19 protein-coding genes are annotated in these 26,241 nt (G+C 64.2%); 16 read left to right on the plus strand and 3 right to left on the minus strand.

Features of this window, described 5'->3' with window-relative positions; genetic code table 11:
* Genes tssJ through WHT83_RS16445 form a run of 9 tightly spaced genes read left to right on the plus strand, consistent with a single transcriptional unit; the run spans position 1 to position 11,280 of the window.
* Positions 1-453, plus strand: a complete 453-nt coding sequence (tssJ, locus tag WHT83_RS16405) for a type VI secretion system lipoprotein TssJ (protein WP_108608118.1) — start codon at positions 1-3, stop codon at positions 451-453.
* A 40-nt stretch (positions 454-493) separates the two neighbouring features.
* Positions 494-1,828, plus strand: coding sequence for a type VI secretion system baseplate subunit TssK (gene tssK / locus WHT83_RS16410; protein WP_406871768.1), 1,335 nt, complete (start codon positions 494-496; stop codon positions 1,826-1,828).
* Positions 1,829-1,832: 4 nt separating this feature from the next.
* A complete protein-coding gene (gene icmH / locus WHT83_RS16415; RefSeq protein WP_406871769.1) occupies positions 1,833-3,152 on the plus strand; it encodes a type IVB secretion system protein IcmH/DotU in 1,320 nt (439 codons plus the stop codon).
* A 3-nt stretch (positions 3,153-3,155) separates the two neighbouring features.
* On the plus strand, positions 3,156-6,695 hold the full coding sequence (tssM, locus tag WHT83_RS16420) for a type VI secretion system membrane subunit TssM (protein ID WP_406871770.1): 3,540 nt from the start codon (positions 3,156-3,158) through the stop codon (positions 6,693-6,695).
* A complete protein-coding gene (gene tagF, locus WHT83_RS16425; protein ID WP_406871771.1) occupies positions 6,677-7,219 on the plus strand; it encodes a type VI secretion system-associated protein TagF in 543 nt (180 codons plus the stop codon). Before tssM (WHT83_RS16420) ends, tagF begins: the two co-directional genes overlap by 19 nt.
* On the plus strand, positions 7,219-8,331 hold the full coding sequence (locus WHT83_RS16430; RefSeq protein WP_318761666.1) for a DUF2169 domain-containing protein: 1,113 nt from the start codon (positions 7,219-7,221) through the stop codon (positions 8,329-8,331). Before tagF ends, WHT83_RS16430 begins: the two co-directional genes overlap by 1 nt.
* Complete coding sequence (locus WHT83_RS16435) at positions 8,328-9,368, plus strand: beta-ketoacyl synthase N-terminal-like domain-containing protein (protein ID WP_108608112.1); 1,041 nt, start codon at positions 8,328-8,330, stop codon at positions 9,366-9,368. The genes WHT83_RS16430 and WHT83_RS16435 overlap by 4 nt, the downstream gene beginning before the upstream one ends.
* Positions 9,368-10,354: a DUF4150 domain-containing protein gene (locus tag WHT83_RS16440; RefSeq protein ID WP_108608111.1), complete on the plus strand. Its 987-nt coding sequence runs from the start codon at positions 9,368-9,370 to the stop codon at positions 10,352-10,354. The genes WHT83_RS16435 and WHT83_RS16440 overlap by 1 nt, the downstream gene beginning before the upstream one ends.
* Positions 10,351-11,280, plus strand: a complete 930-nt coding sequence (locus tag WHT83_RS16445; protein ID WP_406871772.1) for a hypothetical protein — start codon at positions 10,351-10,353, stop codon at positions 11,278-11,280. The genes WHT83_RS16440 and WHT83_RS16445 overlap by 4 nt, the downstream gene beginning before the upstream one ends.
* On the opposite strand, the gene WHT83_RS16450 is transcribed toward WHT83_RS16445, so the two are convergent.
* Genes WHT83_RS16450 through WHT83_RS16460 form a run of 3 tightly spaced genes read right to left on the minus strand, consistent with a single transcriptional unit; the run spans position 11,271 to position 14,382 of the window.
* Positions 11,271-11,618 carry a hypothetical protein gene (locus tag WHT83_RS16450; RefSeq protein WP_108608109.1) on the minus strand — a complete coding sequence of 116 codons (348 nt, stop codon included), beginning with the start codon at positions 11,616-11,618 and terminating at the stop codon, positions 11,271-11,273. The genes WHT83_RS16445 and WHT83_RS16450 overlap by 10 nt on opposite strands.
* Positions 11,618-12,043, minus strand: coding sequence for a DUF6484 domain-containing protein (locus WHT83_RS16455; RefSeq protein ID WP_406871773.1), 426 nt, complete (start codon positions 12,041-12,043; stop codon positions 11,618-11,620). Before WHT83_RS16455 ends, WHT83_RS16450 begins: the two co-directional genes overlap by 1 nt.
* Before the next feature lie 11 nt (positions 12,044-12,054).
* Positions 12,055-14,382, minus strand: coding sequence for a type VI secretion system Vgr family protein (locus tag WHT83_RS16460; RefSeq protein WP_183261146.1), 2,328 nt, complete (start codon positions 14,380-14,382; stop codon positions 12,055-12,057).
* Between the two features lie 202 nt (positions 14,383-14,584).
* Here WHT83_RS16460 and tagH point away from each other — a divergent pair, with 202 nt between their 5' ends.
* The 7 genes from tagH (at position 14,585) to WHT83_RS16495 (ending at position 25,803) form a co-directional block, all read left to right on the plus strand.
* Positions 14,585-15,703, plus strand: coding sequence for a type VI secretion system-associated FHA domain protein TagH (gene tagH / locus WHT83_RS16465; protein ID WP_406871774.1), 1,119 nt, complete (start codon positions 14,585-14,587; stop codon positions 15,701-15,703).
* Positions 15,704-15,869: 166 nt separating this feature from the next.
* Positions 15,870-17,381 carry a type VI secretion system protein TssL, long form gene (tssL, locus tag WHT83_RS16470; RefSeq protein ID WP_406871775.1) on the plus strand — a complete coding sequence of 504 codons (1,512 nt, stop codon included), beginning with the start codon at positions 15,870-15,872 and terminating at the stop codon, positions 17,379-17,381.
* Positions 17,382-17,409: 28 nt separating this feature from the next.
* Positions 17,410-20,928 (plus strand): type VI secretion system membrane subunit TssM, encoded by a 3,519-nt coding sequence (gene tssM / locus WHT83_RS16475; RefSeq protein ID WP_406871776.1) that lies wholly within the window; start codon positions 17,410-17,412, stop codon positions 20,926-20,928.
* A 122-nt stretch (positions 20,929-21,050) separates the two neighbouring features.
* Entirely contained in the window at positions 21,051-21,818 is a 768-nt protein-coding gene (locus WHT83_RS16480) for a PP2C family protein-serine/threonine phosphatase (RefSeq protein ID WP_406871777.1), read from the plus strand.
* 55 nt (positions 21,819-21,873) lie between these two features.
* Entirely contained in the window at positions 21,874-22,281 is a 408-nt protein-coding gene (locus tag WHT83_RS16485; RefSeq protein WP_108608102.1) for a DUF1036 domain-containing protein, read from the plus strand.
* Positions 22,278-24,635 (plus strand): M23 family metallopeptidase, encoded by a 2,358-nt coding sequence (locus WHT83_RS16490; RefSeq protein ID WP_406871778.1) that lies wholly within the window; start codon positions 22,278-22,280, stop codon positions 24,633-24,635. Before WHT83_RS16485 ends, WHT83_RS16490 begins: the two co-directional genes overlap by 4 nt.
* Positions 24,636-24,768: 133 nt before the next feature.
* Complete coding sequence (locus WHT83_RS16495) at positions 24,769-25,803, plus strand: YncE family protein (protein ID WP_406871779.1); 1,035 nt, start codon at positions 24,769-24,771, stop codon at positions 25,801-25,803.
* The last annotated feature ends 438 nt before the right edge of the window (positions 25,804-26,241 follow it).

The following is a 26,241-nucleotide window of genomic DNA, read 5'->3' on the forward strand; positions in this document are numbered from 1 at the left end:
ATGATAGACCGGCGCGACTTCATACTTGCTCTCGGCGCTACAGGACTGGTTACCGCCTGCCAGAGCGGGCCGCCGAAACCGTCCACAGTCACCGTCAATGTGAGCGGTCAAGCCGGCATGAACCCCGGGCCCGACGGCGGCGACAGGCCTGTGACCGTTCTCGTCATGCGATTGAAGAGCACGGGCAAATTCAACTCGGCCGACTACTTCGCCTTGCAGGGCGACGCAGGTTCCGCTCTTGCCGGCGATTTGCTCGGCTCGGACACGCTCTCGGTCGGCCCCGGCCAAGGCGCATCGAAGACGATCACCGTCGAACCGGAAGCAACCGCGCTCGGCTTCGTCGCGCTGGTCCGCGAACCGACGGGCCGCACCTGGCGAACGACGAAATCGGTCTCGCCGGGTTCGACGTTGACGATCGCTGTGACGCTCGGCAGCGGAGGCATTTCGGCCTGACCCGGCCCAGAACGGAGTTCGCGATGCAGAGAGTTGCCGCATGACAGATACAAACAGGGTGCTCTGGTCCGAAGGGCTGTTCCTTCGGACCCAGCACTTCCAGCAACAGGACCGGTTCTTCGAAGCGACGGTGCGCGGTTCCCTGCAGGCCGGGCAATTGCACACGTTCGGCTTTCGCGCGTTGACGCTCGACCCCGCCTTGCTGGAGGCCGGACAGGTGGCAGTCCTGTCGGCCCGTGGCATCTTTCCCGATGGAACGCCCTTCGCCATCCCCGAAACCATGGACGCGCCGAAGCCGCTGGCCATCACTGCCGACATGGGCGGCGGCCCGGTGCTGATTGCCGTACCCCTGGAGCCGCCGGGCGGCGTCGGCTTCGACCCTGCCCATGCCGAGACCAGCGGTGCGCGTTATCGCGGCCGCATCGTCACCGTTCGTGACGCTGTACATGGCGGATCGGACCCCGAGGAGATCGAGATCGCACGGCCGCAAGCGCTGCTTCTCGCCCCCGGCAAGTCGATTGGTGGCTACACTGCGCTGCCGATCACCGACATAACCGGCGTTCGTGCCGATGGCGGCGTTGCCGTCGATGCCAGTTTCCTGCCGCCGACATTGGCGACCGGTGCCGTGCCCTGGTACGCGCAACTGCTGCAGGAGGTGATTACCGGCCTCGACCAGATCGCCGAGGCTCACGCCAAGATGGTGCTCGGCGGGCCCGGACGCAGCGTCGAAGACCTGCTGATGCTCAATCTCGCCAACGCGGCGCGTCCGCGCCTGGCGCATATGCTGGCGCAGGACATCTTCCATCCGGCCGATCTTTATCTCGAGCTTGCCGGCCTCGCCGGGTCGATGGCGACCTACGGATCGAACTCGCGCCGCTTGGCCGAACTGCCGGTCTACGATCACATGGCCCCGGGGCCGGCCTATTCGGCGCTCGCCGACACGTTGCGTTCGCTGATCCTCAGCCTCCGCTATGTCGAACCCAAGTCGCGGGCGCTGCCCGTTATGCGGCACTCGACCAATGTCTGGAAGGTGCGCATCGACAATCCGAAGCTTCTGGTGGCGAGCCGCATCGTCATCCGCGTCGGCTCCGAACTCTCCGAAGACGCCTTGCGCAAGATCTTCGTCAACCAGGCGACCGTCGGTGCCGCAGGCGAATTCGAAGGCCTGTGGAAGTCGCGCCTGCCCGGCATTCCGCTCAAGCCGCTGCACTCGCAGCCGCGCGAGATCCCCTATGACGGCGACCGCCTTTGCCTTGAGCTAGATCAGAGAAGCGAGCATTGGGCCTCCCTCCTCGACGCACCCGGATTCGTCATTGGCGTTTCGGGCGTGCTGCCGAGCGAGCCGCAGGTCGACTGCTATTCGGTGAACAGGTGATGCGATGAGCCAGGACGATCCTTTCGGCTTGTCGGAGGATCGTGAGCGTACCCGGATACGCATGGTCGGTACGCCGATGCCACGCGCGCCGATGCCTTTTACCGCAGCGCCGCTGCAGCGGGCCCGCACCCACCCCAACAAGCTGGTCAATGCGTTTTCGGCCCTGCTGGAATTCGCGCCCGAACTCGAAAACGCCCTGCCGCCGGAAAACCCCGAAGTGCTGCGTACGCGGCTTCTGGAAGAGCTGGTCCGTGCACGCGACACAGCCGTTGCCAGCGGATCGTCGCTCGAACGGGCCGACCAGGCTGCCTGGTCTGTCGCTGCCTTGCTCGACGACCTGGCGCTGAACACACCTTGGGGCGGCGCCAGCATCTGGCCGCGCCAGCCGCTCGTCGTCATGTTGCGCGGCGATGTCGATGCCGGCGCGCAGTTCTTCTCGCGCCTGGAGGAGCTCGAGCGGCATCCCAACCGCGACCAGGAAATGCTGGAGCTGCAGTATTACTGCATGGCACTCGGCTTCCGGGGTAAATATCGCGTGCCCGGACGCGCCGGCGACCGCTCGCTGAACGCCGTGCGCGTCGCCGCTGCCCGTTTTCTCCGCAACGCCGATGCCGAGGATGCCTCGCTGTCGCCCAACTGGCGCGGCGTCGTCGCATCCGACGAGCCGCCGCGCTTCACTGTTCCACTGTGGGTGATGGCGGTCATCGCAGCCGTGCTGGCTACGGCCATCTATGTCGGTCTATCGATGTCATTGAGCAACCAGGCGACGCAACTGACAACGCTGGTTCGCGCCCTTCCGCCGGCCGATCGCGCCGAGCTGTTGCGCACCGCGCCGCAAGCCGAGGCCCCTCCGGTCGAGACCGTCGACTTCGCGCTGTTGCCGGAATTTGCCGCCGCCGCACCGGAAGGGCTGCGCCCGGCACTGAAGGGGGCCGAAAGCGTGTCGCTGGCCCGCCTCGTCATCCAGGCCAGCAATCCGGAACTGTTCCAGTCGTCGCGTGCGGAACTGACCGACGGATTCCAGCCGCTCATCGTATCGATCGCCCAGGTCATCCTCGAAAACCAGGAGCTGATCGGCAACATCACCGTGGTCGGCCACACCGACGGCATTCCGCTGCAGCGTACCAACCCGTTGTCGACCAACCAGCGCCTGTCGGAGGCCCGCGCTGCGACGATCGCCGACATCCTCGTCCAGAACGGCGTGCCGCGCGAGCGCGTGCGCTCGGAAGGCCGCGCCGCCACCGACCCGGTCGCCGACGACGGCACCCGCGAAGGGCGCGCGCTCAATCGCCGTGTCGAAGTGCTGGTCGAAAAGAGGCTGTGACAGATGTTCATCCTGCGCTTCCTCTGGGCAGTACTGACATCGCGGTGGCTCTGGACCTTGATCGGCCTGACGCTGCTGTCGCTGATCATCTGGGTTTTCGGCCCGATCGTGGCGGTCGGCCAGAGCACGCCCTTTGCGTCCGAGACCGTGCGCATGGCGATGATCGCCGGCCTGGTCATCCTCTGGCTCATCTGGCTGATCCTGGCCCAGCGCAGGGCCATCCGCGCCAACCGGGTGTTTGTCGCCGAGATCGCCGCCCCGGCGATCGAAAAGCCGCTCACCCCGGGCGAGCAAAGCGTTGCGGCGGTCGGCGCCAAGTTCCAGGGGCTGATGGACGAGTTGAAGCGCCGCAAGCTCGGCGGGCGCAAGTTCCTGCGCGAGATGCCGTGGTACGTCATCGTCGGGCCGCCTGCGACCGGCAAGACGACGGCGCTGCGCCAGTCTGGCCTTAACTTCCCGATCGACCTGACCGACGACATCCAGGGCGTCGGCGGCACCCGCAACTGCGACTGGTTCTTCTCCGAACACGCTGTGCTCATCGATACCGCCGGCCGCTACGTCCAGCAGGAAAGCCAGCCCGACGTTGATGCCGCCGAATGGCTGGGCTTCCTCGACCTGTTGAAACGACATCGTGGCAGGCGGGCGCTCAACGGCGTCATCGTCGCGCTTTCGATCGATGCGCTTTCCGAGGGCGACGAAGCCATCAAGGCGCATGGCCGCAAGATCCGCCGCCGCCTCGCCGAACTCAACGAACGCCTGGAAATCCGCTTGCCGGTCTATCTGATGTTGACCAAGGCGGACCTGATCAAGGGCTTCGAGCCGTTCTTCGGCGGTCTCTCCACCTCCGCCCGCGAACAGGTCTGGGGCGCGACATTCGCACCTGATGCGCGCGTCGACGGCAAGATGGTGGCCAGCGAGATCTCGCTTTTGGCGACCGAACTCGAGAAACGGCTTGTTCCGCGCCTCGAAGATGAAGACGCCCTCGCCGCCCGGGCCGAGATCTTCCGCTTCCCGGCGCAGGTCGAAAGCCTGTCCGAGCCCGTCCGGCTGCTGGTCGAACATATCTTCGGCGAGAGCCGCTACGAAGACAGCGCCTGGCTGCGCGGCGTCTACCTGACATCTGCAACGCAGGAAGGCGCGCCGATCGACCGGCTGACCGCTGCACTTTCCTCGTCGTTCGGCTTGCCGCCGAGGCGAACGATGGCCTCGCCGCGGGTGGAAAAGCGCAGCTTCTTCCTCAAGAACCTGCTCACCGAAGTCGTGTTCAAGGAAGCCGGCCTCGGCATGTTCGATCCGGTGGCGCAACGTCGCCGCACCTGGATCTGGCGCGCGGCGGCCGCTGCGTCAGGAGCAGCCGTGCTCTTGGCAGGCGCGCTCTTCGGCCTGTCCTACTACGACAACCGCAACGCCATCGCGGCACAGGCGGGTCAGCTCGAGGCTTTGCAGGCGCCGCTCGCACCCTTGGCTGCCCGGCCGGCGCCCGTAGACGCGCCAGACATCGACGTCGCGCTCGCTGCGGTCACGGAAGTGGCGAATGCCCGCACAGCACCGCCAAGCGGCGTCCGCGACCTGCTCGGGCCGACCGCATCGCCGGAACTCCTGCGGGCGCAGGCCGACACATACAACCACGCCCTGCGCAACATCCTCGAACCGCGCATGGTGGCATTGCTCGAAACGACGATGTGGCGCCAGGTCCGCGATCCCGAATTCATGCTGGGTGCGCTCAAGACCTACCGCATGATGACCGGGCTGTCGCAGATGGACCCCGACTTCGCGCAAGCATGGTGGGTGAACGACCTCCCCGAATTCGCGCCTGTGGCGCCCTTCCCGACACCGGATGCCGAAGAGCACCAGCTCGCTGCCATCCGCCGCATGACCGTCGATGCGAGCTACGTCGCTCCCGATCCGGCGCTGGTCGCGGAAGCGCTTAAGAGCGTCTGCACAATCTCCCTGCCGGCGCGCGCCTACAAGCAACTGCTGGCCGACCCCGCAGTCTCCGAACTGAAAGAGTGGATTCCGGCAAATTTCGCCGGCCCGAACGGCTCCAAGGTATTTGCCCGGCGTTCGGACAAGACGATGCGTATCGGCATTTCGGGTGCATTCACCTATGCCGGCTTCCACGACGTCATCCTTGACCGGCTGGAAGAGGTCGCCGCCCAGGCGGCGCTCGATCGTGCTGTCTTTGCCGGCGGCTGCGCGGAGAATTCCGAAACCTCAGTGTCGGCGCTGTCGGAGGACATCCTCAAGCTCTACTACGAGGATTTCATCGCCCAGTGGGACAGCCTGCTGCGCGATATCCGTCTGGCGCCCCTCACCGACCTCAACGTTGCCAGCGAAAACCTCAAGGATCTCTCCAGCGCCGATTCAGCGCTGAAGCGCCTCGTCACGGCGGTGGTCCACGAAACCGACCTCGTGCGATCGGATGACGAGCCTGCGGGCGACAACAAGGCCGCGGCCAAGGGCGCCAACAAGCTGCTCAGCAAGCTCGGCAAGGTCGGCAAGCTCGCCAAGGCAGGTGCCAAGCTATTGCCGCGTGCCGGCTCGGCTGCCGAAGTCGACATGACCGGCACGCTCGTCGCCGAGCATTTCAAGCCGCTCAAGGGCGCCGTCGCCGAGGTGGATGGCCAGCCGCCTATGCTCGATGCGGCCGTCGTCGCGCTTACCGCGCTTTCCAACGTGCTGCAGACAGTCACCGCCAATCCCGACCCGCAGGATGCCATCAAGAAACAGGGCGGCCTCGCCGAACTGACGGGTGCCGTCGCGCGCCAGGCGCAGATCCTGCCCGATCCCATCGACGACTGGCTCGGCGGCATCGCCGGCGACACCAGCGGCCTGACGGAGAAGGCGGTCACCTCCGAGCTCAACGCCATCTGGCGTGCCGACATCCTGCCGTTCTGCCAGGCGGCGCTGACCGACCGCTACCCCTTCAGCCCGCAAAGCGCCGTCGACGTCAACGTCCGCGACTTCGCCCGCCTGTTCGGTCCCGGCGGGCTGATCGACGCCTTCACCAATGATCATCTGATCAGCTATGTCGACACCGCCAAGCAGCCCTGGACATGGCGGGCCGATTTCGGCCTCGACGCCTCTGCGCTCGCCGCCTTCGAACAGGCGCGGCGCATCCGCGACGACCTGTTCCCCGGTGGCACGGGACCGCTGATGAGCTTCACGCTCGAGCCCAAGGATCTGTCGCCCACCGTCACCCGGGTGACGCTCAACCTCGATGGCCAGAGCCTTGTCTACTTCAACAACGCCACCCGCCCGCAGCCCATGACCTGGCCGGGCAAGGATGGCACCGGAACGATTTCGCTCGCCTTCCAGCCGATCGATGGCTCGCCCGAGGTCATCGTCAACGAAACCGGCAGCTGGGCCTGGCTCAGGCTGCTCACCAAGGGCCGCTTCACCGGCACGGCCCTTTCCGACGTCTACAATCTGCGCCTGGGCGCCAAGAACTTCTATGCCGACTTCGAGCTCAAGGCGGCAAGCGTGGAGAACCCCTACAACCTCCAGATGTTCAAGAGGTTCACGTGCCCGTCGAACATCTAGGCACCGGCTTCTACGGCAAGATCCCGGCGACCGGCGATTTCGTCGGTCGTGGCCTTCCGGGAGACTTCGTGCGCGCATGGGACCGCTGGGTTGCAAGCCATCTGGCGCCGCTGCAATCGTCAGGTCTCTGGCCCGACGAAGTTGCCCTCCGCTTCCTGCTCGGTAATGAGGCCAACGGTCCGATGGCCGGCATCGTCGTGCCAAGTGGCGACCGCGCCGGCCGCAGTTTTCCGCTGACTGTCGCGGCCCCGCCTTCTTCTGCCCTGGCCGGCTTGGCCATCTCTGCGTCGGACTGGTTCGACGATGTCGAAGCTGTGGCCGAGGCAGCGCGCCATGGCGCAGTCGGTGCCGACGAGTTTGCCCGCGAACTCGCCGGGCTGCCCTTCCCGCCGACCGAACCCGACGGCGAAGTCGTTCTCGGCATGCTGCTCTGGACGAGAATTTGCGTGCCGATGGAGGTCGACCCGGCAGAGCCGCGCGCGGCATTGGACCGGCTGCTCGCCGCCAGTTGGGAGACCAACTGATGCAGATCTGGAACCAGACCGGCTTCGTGCACGAATTCACCATGGGCATGGACAAGGACGCCCGCGAATACATCGTCGTGGTGGTCAAGGGCACGTTCGATTTTCCGGACACCCCAGGCGGGCCGGTGCGCAAGTCGGCCGAGCAGGTGCCGCTTGTCATGGCCGACATCCTCACCGGCGCACCCGGCTATTCGGCCACGCTGTGGGAAACCGACTTCGCCTTCCGCAAGCCGCGCTGCGACGTGATCGCCAATGGCTGCGCCTACGCGCCCGGCGGCCGCCCGGCCGAACGTGTGCCGGTGGGCATCAAGCTCGGCGCCTGGCAAAAGCTCTTCGAGGTGGTCGGCACCCGCGAATGGCGCGCGCGCGGGCCGCTGTTCATGGCAACCGCACCGCAGCCATTTCTCCGCCAGCACTTTTCCTATGACACCGCCTGGGGCGGTACCGACCGCCTCGACCCCGAGGACAAGCTGCCTGCGAGCTACACGCACAATCCCGTAGGCACCGGCTGGGCTCGCACCCGCAACCAGAATCTGATCCCCGGCCTCAGGCTGCCGAACACGCAGGCCATCGGCGAAGACATCGCTTCGCCCTTCGGCGAATACAAGCCGATGAGCTTCGGCCCGATGGGACGCGGCTGGCCGGGCCGCATCGAATATGGCGGCACTTACGACGACAACTGGGCAAAGAACATCTTCCCGTTCCTGCCGCCGGATTTCGACGAACGCTACTTCCAGATGGCTCCCCCCGACCAGCAGGTCGATGCGCCGAAAGGCGGCGAGGAGGTGGTGCTCGTCAACCTGACGCCCGAGGGCAAGACCTGGTTCACTCTTCCACAGACTGCCCTGCCGATGACGATCTTCCGCGACGGCGACAAGGTGCTTGAACGCGCGATCTTGCCCGACACATTGCTGTTCGATCCCGAGAACCGGCGCCTGTCGATGGTGTGGCGGGCAGATGTGCGGATACTGAAGATCATCACGGAGTTCGAGGAGGCCTGGATAGGCCCGCCAACCGAAACGATGCTCAGGGCCCGGAAGCAGGGCAAGGAGTATGTTCGAGACGTGGCGACGCAGAAGGAATTCATGGACGACGAACAGGATGCCGCATGACAGCCGAGCTCGCCATTCTCGCCTGCGGAATGGTCACGGCCGTCGGTCTCGATGCCCCTTCCGCCTGCGCTGCGATGCGGGCACGTCTTGACGGATTCCAGGAGACGCGCTTCCAATCCGGACCCGACGAGCCTGTGGTCGGCGCTCCGGTTCCCATCACCCACGAAATGCTGGGCGAAAGGCGCATGGCCTATATGGCGGCGGCAGCGATACGCGAATGCCTGGATGCCCTGCCTGAGGCACGCGCTGCGGCAACACATCTGATCCTTTGCGTCGCCGAAGCGGACCGCCCAGGCAGCCCCGTAGGAGACAATGCGCGGCTCGTGCAGCGAATTGGCGCCCTGCTGGCTAGGCCAGCCAACGGCCCCACGCGCGTCATCAGTGAGGGAAGGCCCTCGGGGCACGCAGCATTGCGAACCGCGGCCCGGTTGCTGGCGAATGGAGAGGCCGAGTACGTCGTCATTGCAGGCGTGGACAGCTACCTCACCTCTGGGACGATCACGCATTTCCTGGGAGAGAACCGTCTGCTGACGCCGGACAACGCCAATGGCTTCATCCCCGGAGAGGCAGCGGCAGCCATCCTCTGTGGCGCGGCGAAGCGTGGCGCCTTTCAGCTCGCCGGGCTCGGCCTCAGCCGCGAACCGGCCTTCATCTACAATGGCCTCGACGAAGAGGGCGCGCACCTTCCCTTGCGCGGCGACGGCATGACTGCGGCATATCGAGATGCACTCGCCGAATGCGGGATAGAGATGGCTGGGCTCGGCTACAGGATCGCCGACCTGATCGGAGAGCAGTACTGGTTCAAGCAATCGGCACTCGCCTCGATCCGGCTGGTTCGCGGCGCACATGGCTTCCAGGACATCTGGTCCCCGGCCGAGTCGCTCGGCAATGTCGGAGCGGCCGTCGTGCCGGTCATGATCGCTATGGCAATGACGGCCGCCGCCAAGGGATATTCGGGCGGCACCCCGGTGCTGGTCGAGGCATCCAGCGACAGCGGCGCCTGTGGCGCAGCGGTCTTCTCGGCGCGTGTGCAGTGATGGCAAACGTTTACGCCAACGGATTGGAGATTTCGGGCAAGGGTAGCGACGGAAAGACCATAGCTGCGTTCCCCGACACCTGCTTCACCCCTCCCCAGACGCCGGCGACGCCGCCGGGCGTACCCATCCCCTACCCCAGCTTCGGCATGTCGGGCGATACCGACGAGGGCACTGGCACGGTCAAGATCGCCGGCAAGACCGTCAACATCAAAAACAAGTCCTACCTGTCGAAGACGACCGGTACTGAGGCCGGTTGTGCCCCGAAAAAGAACATCATCACGTCGAAAAACACCGGAAAGGAGTATTTCCATTCCTGGTCGAGCGACGTGAAGTTCGACGGCGAGCCGGTCATCCGCTTCACCGACATGGCGACCAACGATCATGCCTCGCCACAGGCGGGAACACCGCCTTGGGTTCACGTGCTCAAGATGAATGTCGGCGGGATAACCTGCGGCAAGCTTCTCAAGAAGATGAACCTGCGACTGCATCCTCACAACAAGAAGAAGTGCCCGAAGGGCTATCAGTCGGAGCACTATGTCGGAAATGAATATTTCCAGGCCGACCGCGCGAGCAATACATCCTATGATCAGTGGAAGGAATACAGCGTCCACAGGGCGCCCTGCGTCTGCATCCGCTCGATGAAGCACAAGAAGGGTGGCGGGTTCCAGGAAACCGGCAAGGGCAGCCGAAAAGACACCCCGCACGACACCAAGACCAAGGCTGTCAACGACTACAACGAAAAGCGCATGGCTCAGACGGGCAGATCACCCAAGCTGCGCGGTGCCGTCGCCAAGGGCACCAAGTCGATCGCCGAGCAACACAAGGAGTGCAGGGACGCAAGTCCCGCCACGCAAGATAAGGTCGCCAAGTGCCTGTCGATGGTCTTCATGGCCTATATGCAGAGTGTCGTCGGCCCACCGCCTCCCGAGAAGACCATGGAGGAACTGAATGAAATGCGGACCATGCGGCATAGGACGGTCAAATGACGGGGCAAAAGGACATCGAACAGATCCCGCCTGATCAAATCTACCTTGAGGCGATGCGGGCGTTCCACGTCGGCGGCACACAGTTTGGAGTGTCAGTCGAGTTGAGCGACGAGTACAGGGAGCGTGGACGCTCTTACTTGCTGCTGGTCGATTTCAATGGCAGCCAGGCGCGGTTCGACATCGTGCTGCAGCTGGAAAACCAGATGCTGTCGCATATCAGCACCTCGCCACGGGATCATGTCCTGCAGGAAGTGGGCGGTCTCACCCACTTCCTGCGCGGCACGGCGCACACCACCGCGCGGGCGCCGGAACCGTTCTTCCACAAATTGTTCCTGCCGCCGGGCGGACCTTTGTTCACCTATGGCGAGGACGGTTGCGTCTGCCGGTTCGAGGCAGGCGAGTGGCATCCGATCAAACCTCTGGTGTCAGCGTTCCTGAGGACGATGCACGGGCCATCCGCCTCGCAGCTTCACGTCGCGGGTGACCACGGCACGCTATTGCGCTTGGTGGGCGACAGCTGGCGCCAGATCCCGCTCGATTTCAATCGTTCCATTCAGGCCATCCACGTGTCCGGCGACGGCACGGTCAGCATCGGCTGCGAAGACGGCTTTTGCTTCGAGTACCGCGACAGCGAATTGAAGCAGATAAAGGCGCCCGACAGCGACTTCATGTCGATCTGCGACTTCCAGGGCGCTCGCTACTGGGGCGACAACGATTTCGGGCTTTTCGTTCAGGACGACCGAAAGTTGAAGAAGTTCCGGGCTCTAGGGTTTGCCTATGCGATGCAACCGTCGGACGAACTGCTCGTCGTCACCGGATGGAAGGAGGTCTTTGTTTTTGACGGCAGCACCTGGTCGGGGTTCGAATTCGGCTACGATGGCCATCTCTATATCCAGGCGATCGACATGACCAAACGCTATCTCTGACGTACTGCCCCGTTCGCCGCGAGGTATTCCCTGACCTTTTCCAGTTCCAGTTCTCCCACGCGGATCGGTCGTTTCGTGTCGAGCATCCTGACGACGAACAGTTCCCCCGCCTCGGGATATTCCGCGTAACGTTCCTGCGCTATTTCGCGCCCGACCTCCCCAGCCACGCGCAACCCGTCGAGATGCGCTTCCAGGCGTTCGACAAGCCGCGCCAGGCGAACCTCGTCCATGTCGGGATTTTCGTCCGGATGCAGCAGGTGATGATCGTAGACGGTCCACAGGAACGCCGCCATTTCGGCGTGCTGTCTTACGATCTCTCGCAGCACCGGCGCTGGCATCAGTTCAGATTGACCGAGCCGCCGCGGATGCGGTTGGCGGCGCTGGCGTGGCTGGTGACATAGGTACCACGAATGGTGATGTGGCCATCCTTCTCCATGACGATCGTGGCCTTGCCGCAGCGCAGTTCCAGGCGTTCCTCAGCGACGATCCTGACCAGTTCGCCGTCACGGATGACCTGCGGCGCCTGTGCCTTGCGGGCCGGGTCGACGATGCGCCCGACGATGAGCGGCCGGCCGACATTCCCGTCCTCGAACAAAAGCGCCACTTCGGCACCGATCATGTCCGAACTCATCGCCGTCAGGCTGCGCGCCCGCACCGCCGTTTCCTTGGCATTGCCCGGGAACACGACGAGCGGCGCCTCCCCGTCGAAGCCGAGGAACATGCCGATCACAACCCCGTCGATGCGCTTCGCGATCCTTGTCATCCAACCCGCCCTCAGTTCTGCTTGATCTGCGAACCCTTCATGGTGATGTCGCTCGATGCCTTGACGTTGATCTTGCCCGAGCCCAGGACGGTGATGTCCTTGCCTTCGATGTTGATGGTGCCGTCCTTTTTCATCGAGATGGCAGCCGAGCCGCATTTGATGAGAATGGAGTCGCCGGCCTCGATCAGAAGGTCCTTGCCGACCTTGATGGCAGCTCCTTCGGCGACCTGAACCAGGCTGCCCTTGGCAATTTTCAGCGCACGATCGCCGCCGACCTCGGTGGTGTCGCCATCGGCAATCTTGGTGCTGCGCGCCTTGCCGATGGTCGTCGACTTCGCGCCGCCGACCTCGAATGTCTGGTCGGCACTGATCTGCACGGTCTGATTTGCGGCGACCTGCCAGCTGTCGTCGGCACCGATACTGTGGCTCTGGGCAGCACCCACGCTCACCGAGCGGCTGGCGCCTATCGTGTTCGATTGGGCTGCTCCGACCGTGCGCGTCTCGCTGGCCCCGACTGTGTCGACGCGCGCAGCTCCGACCGTGATCGCCTGCGCGATGGCCACCGTCTGCGCATGATTGGCGCCGATTGTCTCGGTCGAATTCAAGCCGATGCCGATGGTCTCGTTGGATCCCACCGTCAGCGATCGATTGGAACCCACCGTCTCGGTGTCGTTCGATCCGATATCGGTCTTCTGGTCGACGCCGACCTTGACCGTCTTGTTGTTGCCGACGTCCTCATCCAGATTGTGGCCGACTGAATGCTTGGCGTCGTGATCGATGCGGTCGGACTGGTCGTGCTGCACGAGCTTCGTTCGATCGTTCTTGATCAGAAGGTTGTGGTCTTTCTGCGCCTGGAAATTGACCAACTCGGAGCCGGCCTTGTCCTCGAACATCAGCTCGTTGTAGCCGCCGCCGCCCTTTGAAGAGTCCGATTTCCAGCCCGACTGCGTCGCATTGCCGGGCAATCCGTAGGGCGGCATCTGGGAGGCGTTGTAGACCCGTCCGGTGATGATCGGCAGGTCGGGATCACCCTCGATGAAATCGATGATCACCTCCTGGCCGATGCGCGGGATCTGGATGAACCCCCATCCACTGCCGGCCCAGGTCTGCGACACCCGCACGAAGCAGGAGCTGTTCTGGTCCTTCTTGCCCAGGCGGTCCCAGTGGAACTGCACCTTCACCCGGGCATATTCGTCGGTGAAGATTTCCTCGCCCGACGGCCCGACAACCGTCGCCGTCTGCGGCCCGCGCATGATCGGCCGAGGCGTGATGCGCGGCGGACGGTAGGGCAGGCTTGTCGGCGCCACGCCCAGAACCACGGTGAAGTTGTCGCCTTCCGTCTTGATCCCGGTGTGATAGCTCGGGTCGAAGATCCGGTACTCGACGCTCAGCACCAGATATTCCTGGTTCTGGTCCTCGCGCGGAAAGCCGTCGAGCTTGAAGGTGCAGCCCGAAAAGAGACCTCGCACCGTGCCCGCAGCTGCGATGCGCTGGTGCACCGCCTGCAATTCCTCGCGGCGCACCGCAGCAATGCTGTCGCCGCGCCCGACATCCAGATGCGTGCCCGGCTGGCGGTAGTTCTCGCCGTCCGCGAGTTTGTGCCCGAAGGCCTGTTCGGACTTCGCCATCAGGTCGGCGCCGGGTTTCTTGAAATCGTAGTCGGTGTGGGCGTAGGCGCCGGGACGCACCGAACTGCCAGGAATCCACTCGGTGATGTATTCGACGTCGCGCCGGGTGCCCTGCCCTTCGAAATGATACGGCACCTTCTCATAGCCCTTGGGCGGCTTGAGCTTGTTCATGGCGTCGGCAAGGATCAGCTTGTGCTCGCCGTCATCGTGCTCGAAGAAATACATGACACCTTCGTGCTCGAGCAGTCGCTGCACGAAATCGAGATCGGTTTCGTCATATTGCACGCAATAGTCGCGCGGCGGATACGATCCTTGCAGCCGCTTGTCGAATTTGGCCGCGCCATACTTCGAGAAGATCTTCTCGACGATCTCGATGATGCTCATGTTCTGGAAGATGCGGCAGTCGGTTGTATTGCCGAGAAACCACAGCCACGGACGGATGGTCGCCTCGTAATAGGCGAGCCGGTCCTCGATCCGTGTCAGGCGGAAATCCGAAACCAGCCCGCTGAACCAGCGTTTCGGATCGGACTCGCCTTCGATCGACACGGCGCCACCGAGCATCTTCAGCGGATCGATCTCCGCGTCGCTGCTGACGAAGCCCACACCATAGGAAAAACAGCGGCTGACTTCGTCGCGACCGACGAGATGGGTGAAAGTCAGCGTATCGCCGCCAAGGGGAGTCCGGACCACTGTCGCGCGATCGTTAGCCATGGCGTCGTGCCTCTCCGGGGACGGCCGGACTTCAGCTTCGAAGCTTAGCACAAGTTTTTCGGCCGGCCAAAGCGGGCACATGGAACGGGCGCGGCCGATGGCTTCGAAATGCCCCTGTGCCGTTGTCGCCGCAAACTGCTAGAATAAAAGGGTGAATTGGAACGAGGCTGCAGGAAACAGTCGAGTTGGCGGGCAATTTCGGATGTTCATCAGTCTGACCATCGAGAATGTCGACAGGCTGCCCAACGGCGGACCGCTGAGCTATAGCTCCGATGGTCGCAGCTTCGCGATCGGCCGTGAAAATCGCGACTGGAACCTGCCCGATCCCAATCTTTTCATTTCCGGCCTGCATTGCGAGGTCCGCTACGACAGGGGCACCTTCTGGCTCTACGACGTGTCGCGCAACGGAACCTTCGTCAACGGATCGGACCAGCGCCTTTCCGATCCTCATCCGCTCAGCCACGGCGACCGCATCTGGATCGGACGCTACATCGTCGCCGTATCGATCGAGGAAGGCGGCGCACGCGTTGCCGGCAGCGAATGGGGCGACTGGGGCGCTCCGCCGCCCCAGCGGGAAGATCCCGGCTATCCCGCCCGGCAGCCTTCCCAGTCCGGCGACCCGTTTTTCGCCGACACGGCCAATGGCCAGGGAGCGGCTGGCATCGCCGTCCAGCCCGCACGGCAGCCGCGCTCCCAGCCCCGAGCACCGGTCCAGCAGGCCGTCCAGCCGCCTGTCCATGCTCCCCAGATCGACGCCAATGAACTGCTTCGGCTGATTGCCGCCGGCGCCGGCGTCTCGCCCGAGGTCTTCCTGCAGCGCGATGCGAAGGATGTCGCCGCCGAGGTCGGCGCGGTGCTGCGTGCCGTGGTCGACGAACTTGCCCTGCTGCTCAAGGCGCGCGCCGCTGCGAAGGCTCTGGCCAAGAGCAGCCAGCGCACCATGATCGGCGGCGTCGACAACAATCCGCTGAAGTTCGTCCCGCGCTCGGAAGAAATCCTCGAGATCATGTTCGCCCAGCGCCGCTCCGGCTACCTCGACGCCAAGCACAGCATCGAGGAGGCATTTCGCGACCTCAAGACCCATGAACTCGCCACCTATGCGGCGATGCAGGCAGCCCTCGCCCGCCTGCTTTCCGAGCTGTCTCCCGATGCGATAGAGCGGAAGGTCCCCGGCTCGTCCTTCGTGTCCAAGAAGAGCCGCGCCTGGGATTTGTTCGTCGCCACGTGGGAAGCCAGGGAGCAGGCGCACGAGAACGGCATGCTCGACGTGTTCCTCGCCTATTTCAGCGAGGCCTATGCCAAGTCCGCCGGCAAGAAGTAGGCGTCCGGCATTCAGCCGCCGTTGACCTTGCTCCCGGCGCCCGGTTCCCATCGGCGGGCCCTTGCACTACCATGCCTCCGAGAGTTGGCCAGTCAAGCGATGCTGCTTGACAGGAGGCGCCTGCCGGCATGCGGGCGGGCGCCGCGCGAACCACGGGTGATCGGCGATGAGTTCGAAGGACGATCCTTCCGGCTCCGACGGCAGAACCGTTATTCGCGGATCGCCGCGCCGCGCGCCAAGGCCGGATCAGCCCGGCTCCGCTCCCAACCCGACGATCATCTACACTGCGGACGCCGACCCCCCTGCCGGTACGGTGATCTATCAGGGCGTGCCGTTCGGCGATCAGAAACCGGACACGGCGCGACATGACGCAAAGCAGGAGAAACCGCCGGCGCGATCGGGCATCTCCCAGGACGCGCTGATCGATGCCGTGGACAGTCTCCGGTTTGTCGCCTCGAACCCCATCATGGCGGCTGCGGCACCGCTGCTGATGTTGCTCGGCCATCTCCGATCGACGAGCATCGAGGTCGATGCGGTTGCGTTGGCCCAGCATGTCGCAACATGCATCGACGAGTTCGAATGGAAAGCAACTGATGCAGGCGTCGCCGAAGAGGACGTCCACATCGCCAGATACGCGCTTTGCGAAACCGCCGACGATGTCATCGCCAACCTGCCCGGGATCGGCCAGCAAGGCTGGGCACCACACAGCCTGTTGAAGCAATATTACGGCATTGAGGCTCCGGGAAACGGTTTCTTCGAGGCACTCAATTCGGTCCTGGCCGACCCGGCGGAGCGCTGCGACCTGCTCGAGCTCATGCACGCCTGCCTGTCGCTCGGCTTCCAGGGACCTTTCCGCAGCGCCGCAGGCGAGGCCGACGGCCTGGAGACCGTCCGCCAGGACGTCTACGCCGCATTGCGCTACTTCAGGCCGCGCCCCGACGACGATATTTCTCCGCACTGGCAAGGCATGGCTGCCATGGCGGGAAAACGTCCGACCCGGCTCCCGCTTTGGGTGGTTGCTGCTGCCGGCATCGCGTTGGTCACCGGCGCGTTCTTCTGGATGCGCGGCGACATCACCAGCCAGGGCGAGGCGCTCGCCGCCAAGCTCCTGGCTCTTACGCCTACGACGCAGGTCGCCATCCAGCGCACGGATTTCGTGCCGATGGCCGTAGAGCCGCAACCAGTCGCGCCAGCCGCGCCGGTGGCCCCCGTAGCGCCGGTGGCGACGGGTGCGCAGATCGAACGCATCCGTTCGGCGCTTGCACAAGACATGCAGAGCGGCGTCCTGAGCGTCGAGGTCAAGGGCGTGTACATTGCCGTCGAGATCAACAGTGCGCTGCTCTTCGACACCGGCAAGGCCGAAACGAAGCCGGAATTCACTCCGCTGGCGGGCCGCATTGCCGCCGTGCTGGCGGCCGAACCAGGCGCCATCAGGGTCGTCGGCCACACCGACAACGTCAAGCCGCGCCAGTCGGGCACGTTCAAGTCCAACTACGACCTTTCGGTTGCTCGTGCCGAGGCGGTGGCCAAGGCGCTGGCGCCAGGACTTGGCGACGCATCGCGGCTCACCCCCGAGGGCAAGGGCGAGGATCAGCCAATCGCCGACAACGCCACCCCGGACGGACGGGCAATGAACCGCCGCGTCGACATCATGCTCCGGCGCGAGGAGACACCATGAACGGCGGCGGCTATTTCCGGTGGAGCCCATGACGGCCTGGCTGTGGCGGATCATCGGCCTGCTCGCATTGGCCGGCCTCTGCGCGGCCGTGTGGTTTGGCGGACCGCTGATTGTCGTCGACGGCAGCCGGCCGTTTTCTGCCGACTGGCTGCGGCTGGTCGTCATCGGCGTGATCGTAGTCGCGATTACTGGCATCTACCTGCTGCGCGCGCTGCATGCGCGCAGGGCCCAACGGGCGCTCGAAGCGGCGGCTGTGGGCGGTGGTGCTTTCGGCGGCGATGCCGGGCTGCTCGAAACCGGGATGCTCAAGGCCATCGCCACGCTCAAGCGTGCCAGCGGCAGGCGCAACTTCCTCTACGAGGTCCCATGGTATGTCATCATCGGCCCGCCGGGTGCGGGCAAGACCACCGCGCTGGTCAACTCCGGCCTCAAGTTCCCGCTCGCCGTCTCGGGAACGGCTCAGCCGGTCCCCGGCGTCGGCGGCACCCGAAACTGCGACTGGTGGTTCACCGACGACGCGGTCCTGATCGACACCGCCGGGCGTTACACGACGCAAGACTCGGATGCCGAAGGCGACCGGAAGGACTGGCTGGCATTCCTGTCCCTGCTCAAGAAGCACCGTGGCGGGCAGCCGATCAACGGCGTGATCGTGGCCATCAGCCTCTCCGATCTGCTGGCGCCTGGCGATCAGGAAGCCGGCGCGCACGCCATCGAGATCGGCAACCGCCTGCAGGAAATCAGCGAGGTCCTGAAGATCAGGTATCCGATCTACGTCCTGTTCACCAAGGCCGATCTGGTCGCTGGCTTCATGGAATATTTCGGCGCTTTCGACGAAGACCGGCGGCGCATCGTCTGGGGCGCCACGTTCCAGGCCCAGGATTATCGCAAGCCCATGGTCGGCGAAGCGCCGGCCGAATTCGACGCGCTCGTGCAGCGCCTGTCAGAAGAGCTTCCGGACCGGCTCCAGGAACAACCGGATCCGCTCGCGCGCATTTCATCGGCCGGCTTTGTCGCGCAGTTCGGCTCGCTGCGGCAACGCATCACGGATTTTCTCGAACGCGTATTCGACCCGGCAGCCCGGCAGTCGAGTGCCGTCCTGCGCGGCTTCTATTTTTCCTCCGGCACGCAGGAGGGCACGCCCATCGATCGTGTTCTCGGCGCCATGGGACGCAGCTTCGGCACCGCCTCGACCAGCCAGATGTCGGGCACGGGGAAGAGCTTCTTCCTGCACGATCTGCTTGCCAAGGTCATTTTCGCCGAAGCCGGATGGGTCTCCCACGACGATGCCGCCGACCGGCGCGCCAGGCTCTCGCGTTATGCCGGACTCGGCGCCATTGCCTTGCTCGCAACCGCAGGGCTCGCGGCCATGGCGGTCAGCTACACCGCCAACAAGACCCTGATCGCAGCCACGGACCAGGCCGCCGAACACTATCGTTCATCGGCCAGCGCGCTGCTGACGGCCGACGCGGTGGCCGACACAGACCTCGAAAACGTCATCGATGCCCTGGAGGAGGTCCGCAACCTGCCTGCCGGCTACGAAAGCCGCGACGAGCCGACGCCGGCACCGGAAATGTTGGGCATGAGCCAGCGCCCGCGTCTCCATTCGGCAACTGCCGCTGCCTATCGGTTGGCGTTGGAAAGGATGCTTCGGCCACGGCTTCTGCTGCGCCTGGAACAAGTGCTGGAAGCGCGGATGAGCGATCCGACGGCGCTCTACGAAGCGCTCAAGATCTACCTCATGCTCGGCGGCAAGGCACCCGGGACCGACGACGACCAGATCGTTGCGTGGATGAAAGCCGACTGGGAGCGCAACCGCTATCCGGGGCCGCAAAATCGCGAGGGCCGCCTCATCCTCGAAAAGCACTTGCGCGCCATGCTGGCGCTCGACGACGAGTTCAACCCATCGATCGAGCTCAACCGCTCCGTTGTCGAGGCAGCCCAACGCGCGCTAGGCCGCATGACGGTTGCCGACCGCGCTTCAGCCCTGATTTTGTCGGCCATTTCGGCTGCCGCGCTCACCGATTTTTCCGTAGCCGCGAGAGGCGGACCGGAAGCGAAACTCATTTTCGAGACAATCGACGGCAGCGATCTGTCCAGCCTTCGTATCCCGGGCCTCTACAGCTACGCCGGTTTCAACGATTTCTACCTCGACCAGCTCGCTGGCATCGCGCAAAAACTGGCTGATGACCAGTGGGTGCTTGGTGCAGGCGCCGAACAAGGCGATGTCGAGCAGGAACTGCTCAGGCTCGGTCCCGAATTGCTCGAACGCTACAGCAACGACTTCGCGCGAACATGGAACGAGGCGCTCGACAGGCTGAAGTTCAAGCCCATGTCGGGGGACAAACCCGAATATCTGGCTCTTTCCGCAGCCGGGTCGCCCAGTTCGCCGCTTTCACAGCTGTTCGAGGCGATCGCCAGGGAAACCGCACTGACCCGCGCCACCGGCGCCGTTGTGGCGGACGTCGACGAACGCGCCGACGGGCTCGCCCGCATCGGCATCGAACTCGCTGGCCGCAAATCGAGCAGCCGGGCCGGAGCCGCCTTTGCCAACACGCCGACGCTGGTGCCGGGCGCCAATATCGAGGCCCAGTTCCGTCCGTTCCAGCTTCTGGTCGACGGTCGTCCCGGTCAACGGCCCATCGATGCGCTGATCCAGAATTTCCACGCCATCTATCAGAACCTCACGGTATCGGCCGCCGCCCCTGCCCGTGGCGACCGCGTCAATGCCAACCTCCAGCTGCAGATTTCCAACCTCCGCGCAAACGCCTCCCGCCTGCCGAAGACGCTGGCGCGCATGGTGCACGCCGCAGCCGACGATTTCGAAGGCGATGTTGCCGAAACCTCGCTGGCGCAGCTCGGCCAGATGCTCGAGCAGACCGTCAGCGGTCCGTGCGAGGAAGCGATCGCGAACCGCTATCCGTTCGGCGGTGGCGGTGCGCAGGATGTGCCCATCGCCGATTTTTCCCGCCTTTTCGCGCCCAGCGGCGTCCTCGACCGCTTCTTCGCGCAGAATCTGGCCTCGTTCGCCGACATGTCGGGGCAGGAATGGCAATGGAAGCAGGAGTCCCGCCTCGGCCGTGGCCTGTCGAAATCGACATTGAAGCAGTTCCAACTGGCCGCAGAGATCCGAGACGCGTTCTTCCCGCTTGGCGGATCGACGCCGGCGGTGAATATTACCTTCACCCCATTTTCACTGCATGGCGACGCCGACATGGCGTTGCTCGACGTCAATGGCCAGGTCGTGCAGAGCTATCAGAACGGCAGCAGCCCCGGCACCGTCACCTGGCCCGGCAGCCAGACCGCCGGCTCCGCCAATCTCAGCCTGACGCCGGAACTGCCCGGGCGCGTCTCCGCCCTCAGGTTCGAGGGGCCATGGGCCCTCAAGCGTCTGCTCGATGCCGGCACCTCCAGCCTCAACGGCGACAAGCTTGAGCTGCGTTTCGTCATCGGGGGCCGCGACGTCGCCTACACGGTCCAGGTCAATCCGCCGGGCAATCCATTTGCGCTCCCTGCTTTCTCCGGCTTCACCTGTCCGAAAGGCCTTTGACCCGGCGCAACGGCACGCCGCCATGTTGATTTCGATACTCTAATGCCCGGCCCTGTGGCAGACTGGCGGGCGCGAGCGTTTCCACGCAACGCAGAGGGGCGCTCGAGAAGCGCTTGAGGCCATTGAGCAATGTTGCCCTCCCCTTCGAAAGCTATGGCGTAAGCCACAAGGGCTGCGTCCGCCAGATCAATGAAGACAGCTACCTGATGGAGCCGCGCAGCGGCCTGTGGGTTGTCGCCGACGGCATGGGCGGCCACGATGCCGGCGAAGTCGCCTCGGCTAGCATCATCGAGCATCTCGCAACGATCGGCATCGCCAGTTCCGCGCCTGACCTGCGCGCGCGTTTCGAGGACCGCCTGCGCAAGGCGCATTCCGACATCCGCGACATCTCGGACCAGCGTGGCGCGACCATTGGCTCCACCGTCGCCGCCCTGTTGGTCATGGACGGCAAGTTCGCCTGCCTGTGGCTGGGCGACAGCCGCGTCTACCTGGTGCGTGACGGCAAGCTCTCCCAGGTCTCTCGCGATCATACCGAGGTGCAGGAACTGCTCGACCGCGGCGCGATAACCGAAGCCGAGGCGCGCACCTGGCCGCGGCGCAATGTCATCACCCGCGCCATCGGCGTCAGCGATGATATCGCGGTCGATTTCCGCCAGGGCGAAATCCGCCCCGGCGATGTCTTCGTGCTGGGCACCGACGGTCTCACCGCGCACGTCACCGATGCCGAGATCGAGGCTTCGGTGGCGTCGGCGACGCCGCAGGCCGCCTGCGAGGACCTGCTCGCGAAGGTGCTGTCGCGCGGCGGAACGGACAACGTCACCATTGTGCTAGTGCGGATTCGGGGCGCGACCGACAGTGCATCATCTGAAATTTTGGCGGGAGGCCGATAGAGGCCGGCGACACGACGCGACCATTTTCGAGCGCGCCGCCACGGCGGCTCGCGTGATGCTTGCCGCCGTATGCGTGGCGGCGTTGTCGCTGCTGTTCGCGCCCGCCGAGGCCCGCGCTGAGTTCACCGTCTGCAATCAGACCCTCGACGTCGTCAATCTTGCCGTCGGCCAGGAGGTAGAGAGGGCCTTCCAGACCGACGGCTGGTGGACCATCGGTGCCAACCAGTGCGTCAATGTCATCCGCGACGAACTCTCCAACCGCTACGTCTACATCTACGCCACGGATGTCTTCGGCAACGCGATCCTGAGCGGCTCGACCGACATGTGTGTCGAGCGCAAGCGCTTCACCGTGCGCGGCATCGAGGAGTGTTGGCAGCGCGGCCACATCGCCGCACGGTTCTTTGAGGTCGACACGCTCGACCAGGCGCGCTGGACCTTCTTTCTCACCGGGCGCTCGCCATGACGCACGGCATCGATGCCAGCTTCAAGTTGCAGAAGCAGGAGCGTTTGGCGCGGCGCAAGCGTGAACGCCAGTTCAAGGTAACGGTCGCGGCGGGCATCGTCTTGTTGCTCGCCATTGCTTCGGCCGCCTACTTCACCTCCAGCTACTGGCTGCCAGGCGAATATGAGGGCGATCTCGCGCCGACCGAGGACGTGGACGCAGTCCCGCCGGACGCCGCCATCTATGTGCCAGCCATTGTCGACCTCGCCGGCGATCCGATGTGGATCAACCTGGCGCACGAGGCCGGAGGCGAAACCAAGCGCCGTTCCATGACCCGTCCCCTCGACCTCGTCGAGGACGGTATCTCGCCCAGTATCGAATATCTCTCCGACACCATGCTGAGTTCCAGCGAACGCTTCATGACTGCCATCCCGTCGACGCAGGAAGACTTTGCCTTCTTCCAGGCGCAGCGCGCGGTGACCGAGCCTGCTGCAGGGCAGCAAGTGGATATCCAGCCTGCACCACCCTCGGCGACCGATCTCGACGAGATCGAGCCAGAGGGCGATGACGCAGCCGATCTCGGCGCAGGCTGGGGCGAAACCATCGACCAGGGCGAAGCTGCCCTGCCCGCATTCGAGAAGACCGCCGTCGAAAACAACACCAGCGTGGCAACCGTGACACCGGAGCCCGAGCGGTTCGAGGCGACCGAAGACATCTTCGTCAAGATCCTCACCAACCGCACTCTCGAAAGCGTGGCCCTTGAAGCACGCTTCCCCGCAGCCGAAGCCAGGCTGGCAAGCGACGCCCTGAAGGCGCTCTTCAAGCTGGAAAACCTCGAACCCGGCTATGTCGTCGCCCTGCGCGGCTTCAGGCCACGACGTGGCGCGCCCGCAATGGCGCTGATGCAGGTTTCGGTCTACGCCATGAACAGATTCATAGGCACGCTTGCCCGCAATGCCGCCGGTCAGTTCGCCTCCGGTGTCGACCCGTGGGTGCGCGACGACCTGTTCAACTATTCCGGTGCGCCGCAGGCAGGAGCGCAGAAGCGCCAGTACCGCCTGCTCGACGCCATCTATTCGACAGCCGCCCGTAACAATGTCCCCACCGGGGTGCTCGGCGAAGCGATCATGTACCTGTCGCGCGGCCAGGACCTGAACGCCTTTGCGACCGAAGATCAGCGGCTGATCCTGCTCTATTCGCAAACGGCGCGCGGCAAGGACGGTCTCGCCGGCCGCGTGCTGTATGTCGGCGTTCACGGCACCGACAAGAAGCTCGAGTGCTTCGTCTTCCTGCAGAGCGACGGTCAGTTCTCGTGCGTCAGCGGTGACGACCAGGTTCGCTCTCTGGCGACAACGAATGGCATGGTCACGCCGGTCAATGGCGTCATGACGTCGACCTTCGGGCCACGCAAGCATCCGATCCTGAAGACGGTCCGCATCCACAAGGGCGTCGACTGGGCAGCGCCCATCGGCACGCCGATCGCCGCAGCTTTCGACGGCCAGGTGGCGTTCGAGGGCGATGGCAAGGGTTATGGCAATCTCATCCGCATCACTCACGCCAACAATCGCGAAACCCGATATGCCCACATGCAGCGTTTCGCCGACGGCATCAGCGTCGGAACCACCGTCAAGGCAGGTGATGTCATCGGCTATATAGGCACCACGGGCCTGTCGACCGGCCCGCATCTGCATTTCGAGCTCTACCAGGACGGCCAGGCCGTCGATCCGCTCGGCACGGTCACGGTCACCGTGGCCGCGACCACCGTCGTGACGGCTTCCTCGGACGATTCAGCCATCGAGGTGCTGACCAACCGCATCATCCACGTCGAAAGCGGCGGCAGCGCCCGCGCCAAGAACCCGCTGTCGTCGGCGACAGGCCTGGGGCAATTCATCTCCAAGACCTGGATCAGGATGATGAACACTTACCGGCCCGACCTGGCCAGTACCTTGTCGACTGCCGAACTGCTCGAACTGCGCTTCGACCCGACGATCTCGCGCGAAATGGTGCGCAACCTCGCCCGCGAGGGTGAATCCTATCTCAAGCAGAGGGGCCACCAGATCACTGCCGGGCGGCTCTACCTGTGCCACTTCCTTGGTATGGAAGGCGCGCATCAGATCCTGTCGGCGTCTGGCGACGCAATGATTGCCGACGTCCTTGGAGCGGTCGTCATCAAGGCCAATCCGTTTCTGACTGGCAAGAACGCAAGCTATGTCGTTGCCTGGGCCGAAAAGAAGATGACCGGACGTGCACCGGCGATCGCGACGCAGCCGTCTGCGCCTACGACCACACGAGAAGTGAAGCAGACGTCCCCCGAATTCGAGAGGTACAAGCAGGCGATCGCCAAGACCCTGACGTCGGTGGAAACCACGCTGTGATCGCTGCGGCTCGCATTTCAGCAATTGCTGATGCGACACACCTTGTCACGACTCCCGCAGTCATGATTTGTACCGCTGAGCAATCGCGCGGTCCGCCATCATCGGGGCAAGGACCGGCTTTGGACCGCCGCACATGAATATCGCCGTCCCCAACCGCACGATCATCGTTGACGACAGGCCTGCCGACCTTGAACTCGTGGTGGCGGAGCATGTCAGGCAGGTCATCGCGCGCCTCGGCCGAACGGAAGACCTGCGTTTTTCACCTGATTTCCGGCGCCTCGCGCTCGCTGGCTTCGGCAGGAGCATGTGCCTGCTGTTCGACATCGAGATCGTCCGCTCTGCCGGCAAGCCGATCCTGCATGTCAGGGACTATTTCGAGCTGCATTCGCCCGACCTCAAGGATCCGCATGGTTTCGATTTCATCGACAATCGGACACTGGTGGTGGCCAACCGCGGTGGTGCAGTCACCGTTTTCGATCTGCCTGCCGGTTCAGGGTCGCAGCGCGTCCACGATTTATCGCCGTCGCGTTTCGTCCGTCGCGCTGGCCTCAGCCGACGTATTTCCACGCCAGGCTCCGTATGCGTGTCGACCATGGGCAATGGACGATGCGAACTTTTCGTATGCAACAACTACAAGCACCGGGTCACGAGACACGTCGTCAGGCTCGGTAGTGCCTGGTCGCTACCGCGAAACTCCATTCTTTTGGAGCAAGGGCTTGATGTCCCCGATGGCATCGCAATCAGCCCTGACAAGGCATGGATCGCCATCAGCAACCACATGACGCATTCGGTGCTTCTGTTCGACAACCGAAAGCGGCTCGATCGCCGGTCGGCTCATGTCGCTACGCTTTCCGGAGTCGGCTACCCCCATGGCCTCAGATTTTCGCCTGACGGCACCATGATCTATGTCGCCGACGCCGGCTCGCCTTATGTACATGTCTACCGCCGTGCCGGTAACGGCTGGTCCGGCGAATATGCGCCTGTGCTTTCTTTCAGGGTCATTGACGACCAAACCTTTCAAAAAGGGCGCCACAATCCAGAAGAAGGCGGGCCGAAAGGGCTCGATATCGACGCTTCGGGCGAGTTGCTGGTGGTTACCAATGAAGAACAGCCCCTCGCCTGCTTTCACATGCCCACTTTGCTGTCGCAGAAGAATTTTGCGAATTAGCACAACGGCTTGATTGCAAGTACTTTATCGCCGCCGCCGACCGCGATATAGAACTCGCATGAGTTTAAGTTGGAAATTGGCTCCCGCGCTTGCCCTATGTCTTTCGGCCACGACGGTCGGCGGCTGTAGCCGCTCGTCCGACGGAACTGTCATCATTCCCAAGCCGATGGACTCCAGGCGCTTCTGGCAGGACGACGACGCCAGGCGCGCTGCCAGCGAAAGCTCTCAAGCCGCGTCCTTCCCGGCGGGTCCGGAAATCCGCTTCGTTACCCAGCAGCCTGGCCCGCGCCCGTTGACACGTGCGCCGCGCCGCGCTTCCGAGAGTGCCGCGGGCAGCGCCAAGCCGATGTCTTGCCGTGCCATCACCGGTCCGACCGGGCGTGTCAGATACGCCTGCGAATAACCGCTTTCACGGGCCGGCCATGTCCGCGCTCAGTC

The sequence above is a fragment of the Aminobacter sp. P9b genome, from assembly GCF_045345995.1.
GTDB lineage: Bacteria > Pseudomonadota > Alphaproteobacteria > Rhizobiales > Rhizobiaceae > Aminobacter > Aminobacter niigataensis.

What these genes read in the sequence shown, in the direction of transcription:
- WHT83_RS16485 (WP_108608102.1), top strand. Translation starts at nt 21,874, where the DNA reads ATGCTTGCCGCCGTATGCGTGGCGGCGTTGTCGCTGCTGTTCGCGCCC.
- tssL (WP_406871775.1), top strand. Translation starts at nt 15,870, where the DNA reads ATGAGTTCGAAGGACGATCCTTCCGGCTCCGACGGCAGAACCGTTATT.
- WHT83_RS16455 (WP_406871773.1), bottom strand. Translation starts at nt 12,043, where the DNA reads ATGACAAGGATCGCGAAGCGCATCGACGGGGTTGTGATCGGCATGTTC.
- WHT83_RS16450 (WP_108608109.1), bottom strand. Translation starts at nt 11,618, where the DNA reads ATGCCAGCGCCGGTGCTGCGAGAGATCGTAAGACAGCACGCCGAAATG.
- WHT83_RS16490 (WP_406871778.1), top strand. Translation starts at nt 22,278, where the DNA reads ATGACGCACGGCATCGATGCCAGCTTCAAGTTGCAGAAGCAGGAGCGT.
- tssM (WP_406871770.1), top strand. Translation starts at nt 3,156, where the DNA reads ATGTTCATCCTGCGCTTCCTCTGGGCAGTACTGACATCGCGGTGGCTC.
- WHT83_RS16495 (WP_406871779.1), top strand. Translation starts at nt 24,769, where the DNA reads ATGAATATCGCCGTCCCCAACCGCACGATCATCGTTGACGACAGGCCT.
- tssK (WP_406871768.1), top strand. Translation starts at nt 494, where the DNA reads ATGACAGATACAAACAGGGTGCTCTGGTCCGAAGGGCTGTTCCTTCGG.
- tagH (WP_406871774.1), top strand. Translation starts at nt 14,585, where the DNA reads ATGTTCATCAGTCTGACCATCGAGAATGTCGACAGGCTGCCCAACGGC.
- WHT83_RS16460 (WP_183261146.1), bottom strand. Translation starts at nt 14,382, where the DNA reads ATGGCTAACGATCGCGCGACAGTGGTCCGGACTCCCCTTGGCGGCGAT.
- icmH (WP_406871769.1), top strand. Translation starts at nt 1,833, where the DNA reads ATGAGCCAGGACGATCCTTTCGGCTTGTCGGAGGATCGTGAGCGTACC.
- WHT83_RS16435 (WP_108608112.1), top strand. Translation starts at nt 8,328, where the DNA reads ATGACAGCCGAGCTCGCCATTCTCGCCTGCGGAATGGTCACGGCCGTC.
- WHT83_RS16430 (WP_318761666.1), top strand. Translation starts at nt 7,219, where the DNA reads ATGCAGATCTGGAACCAGACCGGCTTCGTGCACGAATTCACCATGGGC.
- WHT83_RS16440 (WP_108608111.1), top strand. Translation starts at nt 9,368, where the DNA reads ATGGCAAACGTTTACGCCAACGGATTGGAGATTTCGGGCAAGGGTAGC.
- WHT83_RS16445 (WP_406871772.1), top strand. Translation starts at nt 10,351, where the DNA reads ATGACGGGGCAAAAGGACATCGAACAGATCCCGCCTGATCAAATCTAC.
- tssM (WP_406871776.1), top strand. Translation starts at nt 17,410, where the DNA reads ATGACGGCCTGGCTGTGGCGGATCATCGGCCTGCTCGCATTGGCCGGC.
- tssJ (WP_108608118.1), top strand. Translation starts at nt 1, where the DNA reads ATGATAGACCGGCGCGACTTCATACTTGCTCTCGGCGCTACAGGACTG.